Source organism: Pantoea allii (assembly GCF_002307475.1).
Lineage (GTDB): Bacteria > Pseudomonadota > Gammaproteobacteria > Enterobacterales > Enterobacteriaceae > Pantoea > Pantoea allii.
Map to the genome: position 1 here is coordinate 85179 of NZ_NTMH01000022.1, position 16880 is coordinate 102058.

Annotated in this window: 17 protein-coding genes; 3 read left to right on the forward strand and 14 right to left on the reverse strand. The window is 55.9% G+C overall.

Features of this window, described 5'->3' with window-relative positions; all coding sequences use genetic code 11:
* The first annotated feature begins 1 nt into the window (after position 1).
* Both diaA and dolP read left to right on the forward strand, forming a co-directional pair.
* Complete coding sequence (diaA, locus tag CMR03_RS07610) at positions 2–589, forward strand: DnaA initiator-associating protein DiaA (protein WP_013027345.1); 588 nt, start codon at positions 2–4, stop codon at positions 587–589.
* Positions 590–603: 14 nt separating this feature from the next.
* Entirely contained in the window at positions 604–1176 is a 573-nt protein-coding gene (gene dolP / locus CMR03_RS07615; RefSeq protein ID WP_063877365.1) for a division/outer membrane stress-associated lipid-binding lipoprotein, read from the forward strand.
* A 166-nt stretch (positions 1177–1342) separates the two neighbouring features.
* On the opposite strand, the gene CMR03_RS07620 is transcribed toward dolP, so the two are convergent.
* Complete coding sequence (locus tag CMR03_RS07620; protein WP_096011228.1) at positions 1343–2047, reverse strand: pirin family protein; 705 nt, start codon at positions 2045–2047, stop codon at positions 1343–1345.
* A gap of 129 nt (positions 2048–2176) precedes the next feature.
* Here CMR03_RS07620 and CMR03_RS07625 point away from each other — a divergent pair, with 129 nt between their 5' ends.
* Positions 2177–3076 carry a LysR family transcriptional regulator gene (locus CMR03_RS07625; RefSeq protein WP_063877367.1) on the forward strand — a complete coding sequence of 300 codons (900 nt, stop codon included), beginning with the start codon at positions 2177–2179 and terminating at the stop codon, positions 3074–3076.
* Between the two features lie 25 nt (positions 3077–3101).
* Here the strand turns inward: CMR03_RS07625 and CMR03_RS07630 are convergent, their stop codons facing one another.
* The 13 genes from CMR03_RS07630 to CMR03_RS07690 form a co-directional block, all read right to left on the reverse strand.
* Complete coding sequence (locus CMR03_RS07630) at positions 3102–5012, reverse strand: BglG family transcription antiterminator (protein WP_063877368.1); 1911 nt, start codon at positions 5010–5012, stop codon at positions 3102–3104.
* 124 nt (positions 5013–5136) lie between these two features.
* Complete coding sequence (gene dagF / locus CMR03_RS07635) at positions 5137–5877, reverse strand: 2-dehydro-3-deoxy-phosphogluconate aldolase (RefSeq protein WP_063877369.1); 741 nt, start codon at positions 5875–5877, stop codon at positions 5137–5139.
* Position 5878: 1 nt separating this feature from the next.
* Positions 5879–6994 carry a DgaE family pyridoxal phosphate-dependent ammonia lyase gene (locus CMR03_RS07640; RefSeq protein ID WP_063877370.1) on the reverse strand — a complete coding sequence of 372 codons (1116 nt, stop codon included), beginning with the start codon at positions 6992–6994 and terminating at the stop codon, positions 5879–5881.
* Positions 6978–8111 (reverse strand): amidohydrolase/deacetylase family metallohydrolase, encoded by a 1134-nt coding sequence (locus tag CMR03_RS07645; RefSeq protein WP_096011229.1) that lies wholly within the window; start codon positions 8109–8111, stop codon positions 6978–6980. Before CMR03_RS07645 ends, CMR03_RS07640 begins: the two co-directional genes overlap by 17 nt.
* A 54-nt stretch (positions 8112–8165) precedes the next feature.
* Positions 8166–8810, reverse strand: a complete 645-nt coding sequence (locus CMR03_RS07650; protein ID WP_013027353.1) for a DUF4310 family protein — start codon at positions 8808–8810, stop codon at positions 8166–8168.
* A 13-nt stretch (positions 8811–8823) separates the two neighbouring features.
* Positions 8824–9600: a DUF4311 domain-containing protein gene (locus CMR03_RS07655; RefSeq protein ID WP_063877373.1), complete on the reverse strand. Its 777-nt coding sequence runs from the start codon at positions 9598–9600 to the stop codon at positions 8824–8826.
* A 34-nt stretch (positions 9601–9634) separates the two neighbouring features.
* Positions 9635–9931 (reverse strand): DUF4312 family protein, encoded by a 297-nt coding sequence (locus tag CMR03_RS07660; protein WP_063877374.1) that lies wholly within the window; start codon positions 9929–9931, stop codon positions 9635–9637.
* 3 nt (positions 9932–9934) lie between these two features.
* Positions 9935–10291, reverse strand: a complete 357-nt coding sequence (locus tag CMR03_RS07665; RefSeq protein WP_063877375.1) for an SFCGS family glycine-rich protein — start codon at positions 10289–10291, stop codon at positions 9935–9937.
* 27 nt (positions 10292–10318) lie between these two features.
* Positions 10319–10663, reverse strand: a complete 345-nt coding sequence (locus CMR03_RS07670; protein ID WP_370513243.1) for a glycine dehydrogenase — start codon at positions 10661–10663, stop codon at positions 10319–10321.
* Between the two features lie 295 nt (positions 10664–10958).
* Positions 10959–12395: an MFS transporter gene (locus CMR03_RS07675; RefSeq protein ID WP_063877377.1), complete on the reverse strand. Its 1437-nt coding sequence runs from the start codon at positions 12393–12395 to the stop codon at positions 10959–10961.
* Between the two features lie 45 nt (positions 12396–12440).
* Positions 12441–13835, reverse strand: coding sequence for an MFS transporter (locus CMR03_RS07680; protein ID WP_096011230.1), 1395 nt, complete (start codon positions 13833–13835; stop codon positions 12441–12443).
* 47 nt (positions 13836–13882) lie between these two features.
* Positions 13883–14776, reverse strand: a complete 894-nt coding sequence (locus CMR03_RS07685; RefSeq protein ID WP_096011231.1) for a sulfite exporter TauE/SafE family protein — start codon at positions 14774–14776, stop codon at positions 13883–13885.
* Between the two features lie 14 nt (positions 14777–14790).
* Positions 14791–16848 carry an alpha-glucosidase gene (locus tag CMR03_RS07690; RefSeq protein WP_096011232.1) on the reverse strand — a complete coding sequence of 686 codons (2058 nt, stop codon included), beginning with the start codon at positions 16846–16848 and terminating at the stop codon, positions 14791–14793.
* Positions 16849–16880 lie beyond the last annotated feature (32 nt).

Genomic DNA, 16880 nt, shown 5'->3' on the forward strand with positions numbered 1-16880 from the left:
TGTGCAGGAAAGAATTAAAGCGTGTTTTACCGAAAGTATTCAAACTCAAATCGCAGCTGCAGAGGCGTTACCCGATGCCATTTCGCGGGCAGCGATGACGATGGTGCAGTCACTTCTTAACGGTAACAAGATACTGAGCTGTGGTAATGGCGCGTCGTCAGCCAATGCTCAGCACTTTGCCGCCAGCATGATCAACCGCTTTGAAACCGAACGCCCCAGCCTGCCCGCACTGGCATTAAGTGCGGACAACGTGATGCTGACGGCAATCAGTAACGATCGCCTGCATGACGAGATCTATGCCAAACAGGTGCGTGCGCTGGGACAAACCGGCGACGTGCTGCTGGCCATCTCTACCCGAGGAAATACACGTGACATCGTGAAGGCGGTTGAAGCCGCCGTCACGCGCGATATGACTATCGTTGCGCTTACCGGTTATGATGGGGGCGAATTAGCCGGATTGCTGGGACCGCAGGATGTGGAAATTCGTATTCCTTCACATCGCAGTGCTCGCATTCAGGAGATGCATATGTTAACACTCAACTGTTTGTGCGATCTGATTGATAACACCTTGTTTCCCCACCAGGAATGACGGAAGGAGCACCAATGAAAGCATTGAACGCTGTAGCCATTGTTTTAACCGCCATGCTGCTGCAAGGCTGCGTCGCGGTGGTTGCTGGTAGCGCCGCTGTTGCGACCAAAACCGCCACCGATCCCCGCTCTGTCGGGACGCAGGTTGATGATGGCACGCTGGAATTACGCGTCAGCAACGCGCTGGCAAAAGATCAGCAAATCAAAACCGATGCCCGCGTCATTGCCACCGCCTATCAGGGCAAAGTGCTGTTAACCGGTCAGGCACCCAGTCAGGACATTGCCAACCGCGCGAAACAGATCACCATGGGCGTTGACGGCGCAACCGAAGTGTATAACGAAATTCGGATTGGGCCGAAAGTCAGCCTTGGCACCTCATCGTCTGACACCTGGATCACCACCAAGATCCGTTCGCAGCTGCTGGGCAGCGATCAGGTGAAATCGTCAAGTGTGAAAGTCACCACGGAAAACGGTGAAGTGTTCCTGTTAGGCCTGGTGACGCCAGACGAAGCCAAAGCCGCCGCAGATATTGCCAGCCGGGTCAGCGGCGTGAAACACGTCACTACCGCCTTCACGATGGTGAAATAACGCTGCGTTAGCCGCTGTCCAGACCTGCTGCTGCCGCACACAGAAAAGCCGCACCCTTTCGGGTTGCGGCTTTTTTTATATGGCAAACAAACGTTAACCGGCTCACCGTGCGGCTGAATACCGCGCTCCGCCAGCGGTGTTATCCGCTAGCATTACCCGAGAAGCATCAGACCGGGATATCAATCACCAGCGCGCGGGTCGGCGTTATTGCCGACAGCCACAGCTGCTGCTCTTCCTGCAAAAATGCCCCATCGCCACAGCCCAACTGTTCATGATGTGCAGCACCCGCTGAGGCCTCTAACGCGCCGTGGATGGATTGCAGATAGGCGCGCGCGCCCTGTAGCGGCACCAGGTGTTGTTCCCCTGCTGCCAGCTCAAGCTGATGAATCCAGACCTGCTGTCGCAACTGAAGGCTGTTGTCGCTGCCATCGGGGGAAGCCAGCAACTGTGAACGCGTTCCGCCAGACAGGGTGATTTTCTGCATACGCGGGTTTTCACGTTCCGGGCAGGCTGCCAGCCAGAGCTGCATGCGCGTTAACGGGCGATCTTTACTCGGGTTAAGTTCGCTATAGCTCACGCCAGGCTGCGCGGAGAGGAGCAGCGCCTCACCTTCCCTCACGGTGATGTGATTGCCTTCGCTGTCACGGTATTCCGCCTCTCCCTGCAAAACGATGTTCAGCACATCCACCTGTGGATAGGTGCGCGGCTGAAAAGCCGCGCCAGGTGCCAGAACTTCCTGATTTAAAACGCGTAAGGAGGCATAACCCATCAATTTGGGGTCGAAATAGTGGCCAAAAGAGAAACTGTAGCGCGCCTGTAACCAACCGTAATCGGCCTGACCACAAGCGGATGCACTGCGTGTCGTAATCATTCTTTACCTCCTGCATCCGTCGGCAAGGATCGACGACGGGTATGATTCCTTTATGGTAAAAGTCTGGACGCCGGATTGTTAGCCAGTTAATCTGCCCGGCATATTCAAATTTCCTGACAGAGAACCGGGATGGCTAAAGATCGTGCGTTAACCCTCGAAGCATTACGTGTCATGGATGCTATCGATCGCCGTGGCAGCTTTGCCGCCGCCGCCGATGAGTTAGGGCGCGTGCCCTCGGCGCTCAGCTACACCATGCAGAAACTGGAAGAAGAGCTGGATGTGGTCCTGTTTGACCGCTCAGGCCACCGTACCAAGTTCACCAATGTAGGAAGAATGCTGCTTGAGCGCGGTCGGGTTTTGCTGGAAGCCGCCGATAAACTCACTACCGATGCCGAGGCACTGGCGCGCGGCTGGGAAACCCAGCTGACCATCGTCACGGAAGCATTAATCCCCACCGATGCGCTGTTTCCGTTAGTCACTAAGCTGGCTGACAAGGCCAACACGCAGATTTCCATCATGACAGAAGTCCTGGCGGGGGCATGGGAAAGGCTGGAACAGGGGCGGGCCGATATCGTGATTGCACCGGATATGCATTTCCGCGCCTCTACCGAGATTAACACCCGCAAACTTTACAGCATCATCAGCGTTTACGTTGCCAGCCCGGACCATCCGATCCACGACGAACCTGAGCCGCTTTCAGAAGTCACGCGGGTGAAATATCGCGGTATTGCCGTGGCGGATACGGCCCGTGAGCGCCCGGTTCTGACCGTGCAACTGCTGGATAAGCAACAGCGCCTGACCGTCAGTACGATGGATGATAAACGTCGCGCGCTTCTGGCCGGTTTGGGCGTTGCAACGATGCCTTATAACATGGTGGAACAGGACATTGCAGAGGGACGCTTGCGGGTGGTCAGCCCGGAGTATTCCCGCGAGGTCGATATCATCATGGCATGGCGGCGTGACAGCATGGGGGAAGCAAAAGCCTGGTGCCTGCGCGAAATCCCCCGCCTGCTGGCAAAGAAAAATTAACCTGACGAGAACGATCCCCTGATGTTTACAGTCGACTCAGGCAGTCCAGCGCGACGGTTTTAAAACAGGCAAAGTCGCTGCTGTCACGTAAACGCGTCATGGCCCGCTCGCGCATAAACGTTACAAACAGGTCGTAGATAGCCATCGCTTCTTCATACTCGTTTTTGCTGATCGCCAGCAGGAATATCACGTAAGCCGTATCGTCTCCCCAGGGAATACCTTGCGGGGCCAGAACGGTATAGACGACCGTTTTTTTCGCCATCAGGCCCAGCGAGTGCGGTAGCGCAATGCCCTCACCCAACATGGTGCTGACGATGGCTTCACGCTCCTCGACGGAGGCATAAAACGCGTCGTCCACCACGCCTTCCGCTTCCAGCTGATGGCACAATAACCGGAACAGCGCAGACTGAGTCATCGGCTCGTCGATAATCCTGAAATGACGGGCATCAAAAAATTTCTCCAACATATAGGGTCGGGTGCGATCGACCAGCACCAGCTTACCTATCTGCTCCAGCTGAAATTCCGTGGGGAAAGGCGCCACCACGACAACCGGTTTCTCTTTTTCACTCAGCCGCGTGGTGGAAATCACAAAATCTTCTTCGATGCGCTGACGGGCTTCATATTCACGCTGCGACAGGCACTGAGTGACCTGCAACTGCGGATAGTTGCGCATCAGCATGGCTTCTATCATGCGGAGCGTTGAGTTGCCGCTGTCGCACACCAGCAGTACCTGAGGGCGACGCTGATAGCCCACATCATAATGGCGCTCCAGCCCGACGCCGATGTGGAGCACCAGAAAGCCAATTTCGTTTTCGCTGATGGTATAGGGCGAATATTTGCCCCAGCTGGACACCGCCGCCAGGGTCACGTCATAGGCCATCGGATAATGCTGTTTAATGTTGCTTAACAGCGGATTAGGGATATGGATCTGGTAACGCACCCGCGTGATCATGGTTTTAATGTGGGTCAGCAGATCGGCCCGTAGCTGTGGATCGTTCTGGAGATTGTAATAGTAATGGGTGTTAATAAAACTGAGCAGGTAATCAACCAGCGCATCCGCATCGTCCGCATTAATGGCGCTGGGGGCAATGTCCTGAATACGTCGGGCGGCGATATTTACCCGCAGCCAGCTCTCTTCCGCCGGAGAAATGGGTTTTGCGATCAGCGGCCGCAGCGCATGAATCAGGGTTTGCGCCGACTCGCGCACGTCATCACCGATCTCTTCCGCCTGGGGATCGCTCAATGGGTAGCCTTCATTGATACGACGTATCGCCACCGCGCAGTAAAAGCGCAAATAGCGCTCGCCTTCATCGCTAAGGCGGATATTGTGCTGGGTAAAGCTGCTTTGCAGCAGCGGCTGCAGAGTGTCCAGCAGGCCGTTTTCCAGCGATTCCGGCACAATCAATGGGCTGTCCGGCTGCTCTTGCTCGATCTGAATCAGCAGATCGGTTAAGCAAGTGCGAATCGCCACTTCACTGCCAAACAGTTTCATGCCGTGATGGGGTTTACTTTCAATGCTCAACTGATAACGCCCGAGCCAGTCGCGCACGTCGGCCATATCATTTTGCAGCGTGGCACGGCTGACAAACCACTCCTCCGCCAGGTTTTCCAGCTTCAACGAATAAGCAGCGGTCAGAAAGCGCACCAGCAGGTAGCGGATTCGGTCGTGTGAAGTACGCGGCACCCGCAACGGTGCGCGCGTTTGCTGTTGCAGCACGTTAAAACGCTGCACATCGCTAATTTTAAGCTGGTAACCCGCCCCGCGATTCAACACAAACTGCGCCCCATGCTCCTGTAGCAAGGCGTTAAGCGCGGTGATATCCGTTCGTACGGTGCGCGTTGATACAGCGAAGCGCCGCGCCAGTTCATCCTGGGGCAGCGTTTCGTTTTTCAACGCGTCAAACAGTTGCGCAAGGCGCTGATTAGGAAATCTCACGTTGGGTTACCTGCTGCAGTCATTAACAAGGACGAGGTAAACGCCAGACTGCCAAAAACAGACGGCAGCGTTATCATGCCTGTGCGCCGTCATCACGTCCATGAAGCGGCGCACAGGCCTGGACTCAGTCCAGCAGACCTTTACAGATGGCCAGTAGCTGACGCACGTCTTCTACGCGGGTTTCGCCACTGGCGCTGTCGATGATCGAACTGTAAACATGGGGAATGACTTTGCTTACGCCAGCATCCAGGGCAATGCGCAGGATCGGCCCGACGTTTTGCAGATCAATCCCGCCCGTGGGTTCCAGCCAAAAATCCTGCTTCGCACAGGCTTCGGCGACAGCGCGGAACTCCTCTGCCGTCGCCAGCCCACCCATCGGGAAGTACTTCACGGAACTGCCGCCCATGTCTTTCAGGAGCGCAATCGCGGTATCGACCGGCACAATGCCGTCGCTGGCCTGTGAGCTGAGCGGCCCGGTGGAAATCTTCACTTTACCCGGCGTTCCGGTGGGCGAAATCAGCCCGTTGACCACCGTCTGTGACTGACCGAGCAGCGCACGACTGGTGCCCACGCCGGTGAACACCTGATTGACGTGCTGCGGCTGCAGCACCGCTGCAATCTCACTCACCCTTTGCGACATACGAGGATCGCCCGCCCCCAAACCGATGGACAGCGCGTTATCAATCAGCGCGGCGTATTCGCGCATATCCGCAATAGCGGCGTCGTTGCTGGTGTAATTTTTTGATAATACGCCAACCAGGACGTGCCCTTCTGCGGCCTGCCAGATAGCGCGGGCATTCTCTTTTGAGCCTGCCAGCACGTTAAGGCACAGGCGGTCCTGATAAAAATTTGGGGTGAGCGTCATGCTATTTTTCTCCTGTTAACAGCGCCTGAATGCGGGTGAAAATAATATGCAGCTGGTCAGCACTGACGCTGCGCACGTCGGCCTCAATAATGCCTTCGTTGGCCTTGTAGCCACGGAAGTAAATGGCGATATCGCCGTTTTTCAGGGCCTGCACCAGGTCGCCGGTTTGGTGCCCGATCGCGCGTTCATCAAAGTGAATTTCTGCACGGGCAATGTCACGTCCGGCGGCATCCCACACAACGCGGGCGCTCACGCCGTTCAGCCCGTTGAGGTTGTTGATAAAAGGCGTCATTTTTTCCACCATCTGCGCGCCGGTGGTTTTTGGCTGGGTCAGGTAGGACTCAATCGCCTGCGTCAGTCCCAGAATGCCCTCTTTACCGACTTTCATGGTGCGACCAATGCCGTTGCTCTGGCGCTTCACCCACTCAACAAGCTGGTGTTTTCCGATAACCAGGCCGCTGGTAGGGCCTTCGATGGCTTTGGCTCCGCTGTAAATGACCAGGTCGGCACCCGCCTGGTAATAACACTGCAGATCTTCTTCTGCGGCGGCATCCACGATAAGCGGCACGCCATGCTTACGTGCCACCTCTGCCGCCTGCGCGACGCTCAGGTGGCTCTTTTGCACGCAATGATGCGACTTCACATAGAGAATGGCCGCCGTCTGGGCGGTGATCGCGGCGGCAAGCTGCTGTGGAGAGCACTCATTACTGTAGCCGGCCTCCACAACCCGACCGCCGCCCAGCGCGATCATGCTGCCGACGGGCGCGCCGTAATTCACGTTATGGCCTTTCGGCACCACGATGTCATGCGCTACGGTTAGCGGTGCCGTGTGCAGGTTATCCAGCAGCCAGTCATCGTCTTTTACAATCACCGCCGCCACGCTCTGGGCGATGCCCGCTGAGGCACAGGATACCACCAGCGCATTTTCTACCTGCAGCAGCCTGGCAATGTAAGCGCCGGTCTTATCGACCAGATCCTTGACTTCAAAATAGTGCTCCAGGCCGTACTCAACCGTCTCAACCACGTCGCGGGCCGGTGTGGACACGCCAAGAATGGTCATGCGCCCAGAGGCATTAATGACCTGTTTCAGGCCATATTTCTCATACAGTGAAGACATTGTGTTTTTTCCCTTCTTCCGTCATCCAGCACTCACCAGCGACGATCGCCGCCAGTGGAATAAGTTGGCGATCGCCCTGTTCGGTCAGCCCTTCCGCATCCACAAATGACACGGGTTCCTGCGCCACGCTGAACAGGGTAAAGTCGGCGTCATAGCCGGGTTGGATACTGCCTTTGCTGTGCAATCTCAGCCCGCTGGCCGCCTGGTGAGTTACGCAGGCAATAATCTGCGGCAGCGTCATCCCCACATTGAAAAATTTCGACATCACGTGCGCCAGGGTATAAACCGGTCCGTTCAGGCGATTGCGGCAGTAAATATCCGAACTGATGCTGTGCGGCAGAATGCCCTGCGCTATCGCCGCGCGTGCCACCTCAAAGCTGAAGCTGGCACTGCCGTGGCCGACATCAAGGCGCACGTCCCGCGCCAGCGCATTTTTCACCGCCGCACGGAGCTGCCCGTCGGGCGTCAGAATGCGGTTCGGCTTGCCGTTGTAACAATGGGTGATGATGTCACCGGAGGTCAGTAACGCGGCGATTTCATCCAGGTTCGGGGGAGTGTTACCAATGTGTACCATCAGGGGCAGGTTGCCATTTTCCTGCTGAATCGCCTTTGCCAGTACCAGCGGCGTGATGCCGTTTTCGCCCACCACACTGCTGCTCATTCGGGCTTTGAACCCCAGAATAAAGTCAGGATGACGCCGCACCGCATCGGCTATGGCCGGGCGATCAATCTGCGTCATATCCGCCAGTTCATTTTGGGTGACAATGCCGGTGCGGGCGATGTTCAGCAGGGCGTAGACCTGGGTGGTGGCCGCCCGCGTGATCTGCCAGAAATCATCGATGTCGTCTGCCCCTGTACTGCCGGCATCCACAACGCAGGTTACACCGCACGCCACACCGACGTGGTCAGGGTGATCGTGATAGATCGGCGAGTTAGCGTAGCAGTGCACATGCGAATCGATCCAGCCAGCGCTAAGATAACAGTCCGCCGCCAGTGTTTTTTCCACTGTTGCCCTGCCGCTCACCTCACCCACCTCGGCAATTTTACCGTCGCGTATGGCGATATCGATCAGACTGTCATCTGGCAAACGTGCCCGACGCAGAATCAGATCGTACATAGAAACCTCCTTTGGCTCGCCCGATCGGCCTGAACCGATCGGGCATCGCCGCGATCAGATCGCGACCGGAAAAATCGCCCCAAGGATCATCGCGCCGAGGATCGCCCCGCCGGTGATCGGTTTATTCCACAGATAGAACACCAGCGCGCCCAGCAGTGAGCCAAGGCCAATCGGGATCGAGGCACCCATGGCAGCCAGAATAATCAGCGGCCCCAGAAAGCGTCCTGATGCATTGCCCGCGCCCATCATCACGTCCGCACCATAGGTACTGTTGCTTTGATTAATGGTGAATTTACGCGCCAGAATGATGACGTAACCTATCGCCACGCCAATAACCAGGCCGGTGACCAGCGAAGCCGCAAAATTCGCAACCGGGAAGACAAAACCCGCACCCAGCAGCAGCGCGGGCACGCCCAGCCCGACGCCGGTCTGAATCGCCCCACCGATATCCAGAATCCCGACAAGCGATCCTTCGATGATACGGGCGAACAAAAAGCTGGCACCGAAAGCGGCAACCGCACCATAAACCCCCGTATCAATGCCCGCGCGTAACATAGAGACGAAGGCCACCTCGTTGAAAGCCCCGATGCCGTACAGGTAGTACATATGGGTTCCGGCAAACACGCCGGAGGAGAGCAAACCGACAAAAATCGGGAACGACCAGTCGGCATACCAGAAACCTTTGTTTGATTCTTCCATTGCAGACGCTCCGTTATTTGCCGCTCAGGCTGTTATGAATACTGTCGAGCCAGCCAGGAATGCCAAGCTGGAAGGATTGCAGCATCTTCATATCGAAACCGCGGAAGAAGGCGCTGAGGACAAACAAGGCGACGATGGCGCTCATCATGACTTTGGTCACTTTGTTCCAGCCGCTCTCTTCAACCCCTTTACCAATCAAAATGCCCAGCACCAGGCCCGGTACGGCATTGCCCATAATCAGCTGTGCCAGACCGCCAAAGATGGTGGCCCAGAAGCCCGATTTTTTACCGGCATCAATCGCCGCCAGCCAGAAGATCACCGGCATAACCGTGTTAACCAGCAGATTGGCGGCCGGTACCAGAACCTTCACCGCCGTGACCTGCAGGGCCGCTGGCACAGCAGAGGCGGTCGAGTTAAGGAAAGCCACCACCACCATGCCGATGATGCCGCAGGCGATAGCCATCTTTTTAGGATCGTGCAGCGTTTGCGCGACATTGCGGTTTTTGACCATGATTGCCGCCGCGCCCCAGTTGGGGATGATGCGGTGATCCACATCCTGGGTGAACGCGCCAGCCGCCACAGAGGAAGCCCAGGCATTAAAGAAGAACCCCAACCCAAAAGAGAAGTGAGAGGCAGGATCGCCTTCACAGGAGTTGAGTTCACCCAGTGTGCGAAATGCGCCCATACCTTGTGTCGTCGGCGCATGGAACATGCGGGCGGCACCTGCACCCACACCGACGCCCACAAGGCCGCCGATAATTAACGACTTGAGCAAAATGATGAGAAACATCCTCTTTCCTTATATAAGTTGTTTGAGGCGAGGTTTACACGCGGGTGAAGTCGACTTTGTCACCGTCCAGGCAGGTCACATTGATGGTGACCTCCAGGTCGACGCTGAAGTGCCTGCGCTCACGTGCCAGGAAAAAGAAAAGGAATTTTTCAGTTGTGACGCGTTCCAGCGCACGCACCACCTTTACGTCCTGCGGTTCAATGCGCAGCAGAATCTTATTGGCGTTGCGCAGGACTTCGTGCTGTACCCGGCTAAGCGCATCTGCAAAGGCTTTCGCTTTGGTATCGCCCTTACCGCTTACGGCAACCGAGGTTGTAAAGGTCTCTTTCATTCCTTATCCACCGTGTTTTTTGCGCCAGGCCTGAACCAGACGTTCACCCAGCTCTTCTTTGTCCATAAAGCCAAAGCCCAGCACGTTGGCCCCTTCATTAATGGCGGTCACGCCTTCGTCAACGGAGCGCATGCCGTGCTTGGCCTTATAGCCATATTTGTTTTGCGCCGTAATCGCACCTGCACCGCCGCTGCCGCAAAAGGAGATACCAAAATCCGCCGCCTCTGCTTTCATGACATCGCCCAGCTTCATGTCCGCCGCGACACCGGGCACGACCACCGCACGGCCACCCGCTTTCTCTACGCCAGCCGCGACTTTCTGTCCTTTACCTAAACGATCGCCAATCACTACGGTTACCATATGTCTGTTCCTCTCATGGTTGGAAAATTAGTCGTTCTTCGCTACTTCAAAGTGGACGGAGAGCAGCCAGGCTTCTTCTGGTGGTAAATTGCCAAACAGATCCACCACCTGCTGCGCCAGCGCCATCGACTCCCTGGAGATTTCATCAAACAGGTCAGCCTCAACCTCTGGCAGACTTTCCCCGGTCACGGATCGCAATGCCATGGCCCGCACATGCGAAGCCAGCATCTGGATCTGCACGGCATTCGGCTGGATGGATCGCTCAGCAAAAAGCGCCCCAATCTGCGACATCACGCGATCCGCCAGGGCCTGAATAGTTTGCTGTTCGTCTTGTGACGCATTCATCGCTACCGCTCCATTACACATACTCATCGTCTGCTTACCGTTACGCGTTTAGCGCGATCCCAAACTAACCAGCGACGGGACGGCTGTGGAGAAGGACTTTTTCCGTTTCAAAGTGGAAATCCTGCACCCGTGAGCGATCGGTAGCGCAAACTTCAGCTACCACCTGGCCGGAATGTTTTTTTTGTTAACAGAAACAGAGAGTTAATAATCGGATGTAAAACGGGCAAGACGGCACGGGAGGGATAAGCGGAAATTTGGGTTGCTGGTCAGCCGTCACAAAACCAACAAACAGCAACCCTGAGGATCGGGTTAACAGAGAAACTTATGACGCCGCGTTCGAGGGTTTTGTTAATCGCTTCACGCCGGGGTTGTCGACAGCAGGCTGGAGACGATGCTTTTTACGTCGGCCAATGGCGGCCACGATCAGGGCGAAACGGGCTTCGTTGAGCCTGTAGCAGAACCCCATGATCAGCGCCGCGACAATCGCCAGCGTGCAGGGCCAGATAAAGATCAACTGCCTTAACCCCGCCAGCGTAGCGCTACTTTGTACGGTGTTCGGCACGTAGCCTATCTGCGTCAGCATCAGGCCGGGCAAAAATCCCGCCAGCGCGGCAGAAATTTTACGAAAGAAGGTGTAGCCGGTGTAACAGGCACCTTCTGCCCGAATACCGGTTTTCCACTCGCCGTATTCTACGGTATCCGGTACCAGCGCCCAGTTAAGGCTGTTGACGAACGCCGTGCCGAAAAATGCCACGCAGGAGAACATGACGAACAGCAGAGAGCTGTTCCCCCAGAGAAAGTTACACAGATCGCCCACGGCCCACAGGAGTAACCCACCCAGGTAGACCTGTTTTTTACCGAACTGTTTTACCGCTGTGGGCACCAGCAGCACCCCGACCAGGATACAGCCCATACTGAAAAAGCCCATCCAGGCGAGCAGATGCACATCATTCAGGACGTACTGGGTGTAATACACCTGGATGGCCAGTTTGATGTTAAACGCCGCCAGGGTACACAGGTTCGCCAGGCACAGGACGCGTAACGGTGGATTGTGGAAGATAGCGCGAAATGCCGTTGCTACGCCGGGTTTATGATGGGCTGGCGTGACCTCCACATAGCGCTCTTTGACGCCGCGGTAACAGCAGGCCATGCACAGCATTCCGCAGGTCACAAAGAGCGCAGCAGCCACCTGATAGCCCAACGCGCTTTTGCCGACAAACAGCGACTGGATTGGCATAAAGCATACGGTACACACCAGCAATCCCAACGTTGCCCCACCTTGTCGCCAGGCGGCAAGATGAGCGCGCTCAGTGGGATTTTTGGTGATAGCCGGCACCATGGCCCCATACGAACAGTTCATCAGGCTGTAAAACAGGCCGAACATCATAAACAGCGCCGTCGCGATCGTGGTCTTTACCGTCAGGCTAAAGTCGTTAGCAACAAACTGTGCCGCCGCCACCAGCGCTACCGGCAGTGAGAAACAGAGAATAAACGGCCTGAATTTGCCCCTGGTGCCAATATGGCGGCGTGAATCCAGCACAATGCCGGTGAACATATCCGTGACGGCGGTGAAGAATTTGGCCACCAGGAAAATCACGCCGCCGTACCAGGCTGGCATGCCCAGCTCATCGGTGTAGAACTTGAGTAAATAAAGCGTCCCAATAGTCAGCATCAGGTTGGAGCCAAAATCACCGAGGCCGTAAGCAAACTTCTCGCGCAGAGGGAGTTTCAGCGTGAGGGGATCGGAGCCTGTATTCATAAGTGATCCTTTTAGCGCCGCGACCGGCGCAGTCACAGAGCCAAATCAGCGCTGACGTTTACGGGCATCAATCTCTTCAATGATACGGACGTACATTTTTTCATTGAGGTTGTAGAAGCAGCCCATTGCCACAATCGTGGTGACCGCCAGCGCGCCGGGATAAATAAACATCAGCTGCTTTAAGCCCTCGACAGTGGCAGCAGACTGAATGACGTTGGGGACATAGCCGATTTGCGTCAGCATCCAGCCGGGGAAGAAGCCAGCCAGCGCCTGGGATACCTTACGGAAGAAGGTAAAGCCGGTATAAACCGTGCCTTCAGAACGGACGCCCGTCCGCCATTCGCCGTACTCTACGGTATCGGACACCAGCGCCCAGTTGAGGCTGTTCACAAAGGCAGAGCCAAAAAAAGCCAGGCAGGACCAGGCGACAAAACTGACCGAACCGCCACCGATAAAATAGTTGAGCAGGTCACCGACAACCCAAATCACTAATCCACCGATATACACTTTTTTCTTGCCAAAGCGCCGCACCGCGCCCGGCATCATGAACACGCCGATAAAAATGCATCCCATGCTGAAAAACCCCATCCAGGAAAGCAGAACGGGATCGTTGAGGACGTACTGCGTGTAATACACCTGAATCGCCAGCTTGACGTTAAATGCCCCCAGCGTGCAGAGGTTGGCAATGCACAAGATAAACAGCGGCCGGTTACCGGCTATCGCCCGAAAAGAGGCTAACAGGCCAGGCTTTTGGGTCGGGTTGGCTGGCGCACTGTCGACATAGCGTTCTTTTACGCCCGCGTAGCACCACCACATGAAAAACAGCCCAAACGCCGAAAACAACGTGGCGGCTACGATGTAGCCCAGTTGCGCATTCCCTTCAATCAGGTTCATCACCGGGACAAAACCCACCGTACAGATCAGCAGGCCCAGCGTTGCGCCGCCCTGTCGCCATGCGGCCAGCGAGGCCCGTTCGTTAGGGTTTTTCGTCATGGCCGGCACCATCGCCCCGTAGGAGCAGTTCATCATGCTGAAGAACAGGCCGTAGAGCATGAAGAGCACGGTTGCCACTATCGTTTTGCCGGTCATGTCGAACGGCGTTCCAACAAAATTGGCGATAGCCAACAGGGTCACCGGAAACGCGGCATACAGCACAAAGGGGCGGAACTTGCCTTTCGGGCCAATCCTGCGCCGCGAATCCAGCATGATGCCGGTGCCCATATCGGTAAAGGCAGTAAAAAACTTGGCAACCAGAAAGATGATTCCGCCGTAGGTGCCCGGCAGCTCCAGCACGTCGGTATAAAACTTCAGTAGATAGAGCGTACCGATATCTAACAAAATGTTTGAACCCAGATCGCCCATGCCATAGGCGACTTTCTCTTTAAAGGGCAAACGTAATGTTGCCGGTTCATTGCCGGAAGGAAGGGGTTGCTGGCTCATGAGTTATCTCCGCAGCCCCACTGAGAAAGTCAGTGAGGCTGCTTTTTTCAGGATGGGTTAGACGGGTTCTGCTGCGCAATGTCAGCCCGGATAGCCGCCACTTTTTTGCCAAACAGCAGCTGCATCACGGCCAGCAAGCCAAACGACGGCACCAGCACCCACCATGCGGGGATAGCCAGCGCGCCCTTAATCAGCATGGAGCCGGAGGCAATCAGCAGGAGAAACACCATCAGGCGGAAAGCACTGACGGAAATGCGCTGGTGCACGTACTGGCCCACTAACGATCCCAGGATCATGGTGGGAATGCAGAACATCACCAGCTTGATTGTTGAGATTGTTAACATGCCGCTGGTGGTCAGGCCGCCAATAATGGCGATGTTATTCGCGGTGAAAAACGCATTGAGTGTGCCGCGAAAAGCCGCCGGTGCCAGATTCCTTAACATGCCGTAGATCACCACCGGTGGGCCGTTGGTGGCAAAAGCCGATCCCAGCGCCCCGGCAATCACGCCCGTTGGCACCACAATCCAGTTTTTGTCATACACAGGCAGACGAGGAATAAACAGGCTGTAGAACGAATACAGAATCAGGAAGGTGCCCAGTCCGGTTTTCATGATGTAATCCGGGAAATTGGACAGCGCGTAGATCCCCAACGGGATACCGGCAAACGAGAACAGGATCAGCACCAGGGCTGACTTCCAGTTGGTTTCTTTGCGCGACAGCCAGGCGGCATACAGCGCGGTTGCCGTACCCACGATGACCGACATCGGGGCCGCCATTTTGACCGGCAGCAGTAAGGTTACCAGCGGCATGGTAACCAGTGCACCGCCAAACCCCGCACAGATGCCGATAAAGGTGTACAGGAACATAATGGCAATAATGATCCAGACCACATCGGTGGTGATTTCCAGCCCTTCCGGTGTAAACAGAGTAAAGAAGTCCATAATCTTTTCTCCCGCTACTGTGGCAATGTTTGGCTGCCTGTTAACCCTAATGAAGCAAACAATGGCTGCCATTCGCTGTCGGCACGATAAAACACCGGCGGTTTGCCCAGCGGGGCGGCGACGGTGATGTCACCGCCGTTAACCCTTTCACCGGTCCACATGTTGACCCAGTGGTCTTCGGGCAGGTAGAGCGACCAGTCGCGGCGGCCTTCTTCATAGACCGGCGCAACCAGCAGGTCACGCCCCAACAGATATTGGTATTTCAGCGCATAGGTGCGGGCATCCGCTTCATAGTGCAGAAATAACGGACGCATAACGGGCAACCCGGCGCGGGCGTTCTGCGCGACAGCCTGTTTGAGATAGGGTTTTAACGTGGTGAAGATCGTGGACATGCGGGCAAAGTGGGCAATGGTTTCTTCATCGCTATCGAACTGCCAGTTATCACCGGGACGGTTCCCTTCATGGGTGCGCATCATCGGGGTAAAGGTATTGAAGTCACACCAGCGAAGCAGGAGTTCTTTACTACGTTGCATCCCATACAGCGTGGTGTAGCCACCGATATCGCTGTGATGCAAACCGTGACCACTCATCGCCAGTGACAAGGCGGCAGGCACCACCGAGGCCAGGCCATCGTCCAGGCTCCAGTCCACATTTTGATCACCGGCCCACATCATCACGGAGTACTTCTGGCTGCCGGTATAACCCGCGCGCATAAAGAACAGAACGTCACCGAGTTTGCCGGTTTCTTCCAGCGCCTCATAGTTGCACTTCGCCCATAGCGCCGGCCAGGCGTTATGCATAATTTCGGCACTGACGCCGTTGTGCAGGTGGGTGTCCGTCGGCAGGTACTCGCCAAAATCCGCCATCCAGCCGCGACAGCCCAGGGCAATCAAATTATCTTTGATCACGCCTTTGAACCACTGATATGCCTCCGGATTGGTGAGATCGACCACGCCCGCATAAAACTCGCCAAATTCGACGTGGTAATCCTGCCCTGCCGCATCTTTGGTCAGATAACCCTTGCGGGCGGCCTCTTCGCACAGACTGCGGTCGCTGGCCACATAAGGATTGATATACGACAGGAACTGTACGCCTTCCGCTTTCCACTGCTGAATACGCGCGTCCAGATGGGGATAACGCGCGCTGTCCCACTGCCAGTTCCACATCACGCGCTTGCCGAAGGAGGTCATTCGGATGCCGGACCAGTCCTGCGCCCAGATACCGTTCACTTTCACGCCCGCCTGCCGCATTCTGTCCAGCTTCTGCTGGCATACCTCGGTGCCACCCTGAATACCCAGCGTGATGCCATCGTAAACCCAGTCAGGCAGTTCCGGCTGACGACCCAACAGGGCACTCATTTTTTCCAGCAGAGCAATATAAGTGTCAGCGCACTCAAAACGTAATGTGGCGTTATTTTCCCAGAAAGCCAGTTCGTGGTAATCCGCGGCACTGAAGTCAAAATTCATGTAGCCGCTGTTATCCACGTGGCAGTAGTACTTCTGGCTGCTGACAAACGTCGGCTGCGGGAAGAAGGTCCAGTAGTAATCCCCCCCGGCATTCTCGGCACAGTCAGCCTGCCAGGTCACCGCGCTTTTTTTATTGCGCCCGACGCCCTGTTCGCTGGTCCAGAGTGGGAAAGGTTTACCTCGCAGATCAAAACAGGAGAATTGCTCGCCACAGCCGTAGATGTGATCGTCTGCCTGCGCTGACAACCTCAGCCAGATACGATTAAGCCCGCCAGAATCATTTGTCAGCGCAAGCTGAAGGCGGCCTTTTTCATCCGTGCCAATCGTCAGCGTGGCACTGAACACCTCGCCGCGTGAGAAGCGTACCGTCCAGCCGGTGTCCTGGGTGGTAATCACCGCCTCTGTGAGCGCCAGCTTTTCATTCAGCCGGTCTTTGATGCTGAAATTGCCGCGAAACATATCGATATCGGCCTTGCCGTTGCCAATCCACAAACAGGGTTTTTCCTTGCTGTGGCTCATAATCTGTCGGTTTTGATAAGTCAGTGAAAAGCCGTAACCGGCGGCAGTAAGCGTTACGCCTGCCGTCTCAGGATGTTGTAAGTGCATTCTGACCTCTGTGTTGTAGGATAAAGAAGGTA

What these genes read in the sequence shown, in the direction of transcription:
- dolP (WP_063877365.1), top strand. Translation starts at nt 604, where the DNA reads ATGAAAGCATTGAACGCTGTAGCCATTGTTTTAACCGCCATGCTGCTG.
- CMR03_RS07620 (WP_096011228.1), bottom strand. Translation starts at nt 2,047, where the DNA reads ATGATTACGACACGCAGTGCATCCGCTTGTGGTCAGGCCGATTACGGT.
- CMR03_RS07625 (WP_063877367.1), top strand. Translation starts at nt 2,177, where the DNA reads ATGGCTAAAGATCGTGCGTTAACCCTCGAAGCATTACGTGTCATGGAT.
- dagF (WP_063877369.1), bottom strand. Translation starts at nt 5,877, where the DNA reads ATGACGCTCACCCCAAATTTTTATCAGGACCGCCTGTGCCTTAACGTG.
- CMR03_RS07640 (WP_063877370.1), bottom strand. Translation starts at nt 6,994, where the DNA reads ATGTCTTCACTGTATGAGAAATATGGCCTGAAACAGGTCATTAATGCC.
- CMR03_RS07645 (WP_096011229.1), bottom strand. Translation starts at nt 8,111, where the DNA reads ATGTACGATCTGATTCTGCGTCGGGCACGTTTGCCAGATGACAGTCTG.
- CMR03_RS07650 (WP_013027353.1), bottom strand. Translation starts at nt 8,810, where the DNA reads ATGGAAGAATCAAACAAAGGTTTCTGGTATGCCGACTGGTCGTTCCCG.
- CMR03_RS07655 (WP_063877373.1), bottom strand. Translation starts at nt 9,600, where the DNA reads ATGTTTCTCATCATTTTGCTCAAGTCGTTAATTATCGGCGGCCTTGTG.
- CMR03_RS07660 (WP_063877374.1), bottom strand. Translation starts at nt 9,931, where the DNA reads ATGAAAGAGACCTTTACAACCTCGGTTGCCGTAAGCGGTAAGGGCGAT.
- CMR03_RS07665 (WP_063877375.1), bottom strand. Translation starts at nt 10,291, where the DNA reads ATGGTAACCGTAGTGATTGGCGATCGTTTAGGTAAAGGACAGAAAGTC.
- CMR03_RS07670 (WP_370513243.1), bottom strand. Translation starts at nt 10,663, where the DNA reads ATGAGTATGTGTAATGGAGCGGTAGCGATGAATGCGTCACAAGACGAA.
- CMR03_RS07675 (WP_063877377.1), bottom strand. Translation starts at nt 12,395, where the DNA reads ATGAATACAGGCTCCGATCCCCTCACGCTGAAACTCCCTCTGCGCGAG.
- CMR03_RS07680 (WP_096011230.1), bottom strand. Translation starts at nt 13,835, where the DNA reads ATGAGCCAGCAACCCCTTCCTTCCGGCAATGAACCGGCAACATTACGT.
- CMR03_RS07685 (WP_096011231.1), bottom strand. Translation starts at nt 14,776, where the DNA reads ATGGACTTCTTTACTCTGTTTACACCGGAAGGGCTGGAAATCACCACC.
- CMR03_RS07690 (WP_096011232.1), bottom strand. Translation starts at nt 16,848, where the DNA reads ATGCACTTACAACATCCTGAGACGGCAGGCGTAACGCTTACTGCCGCC.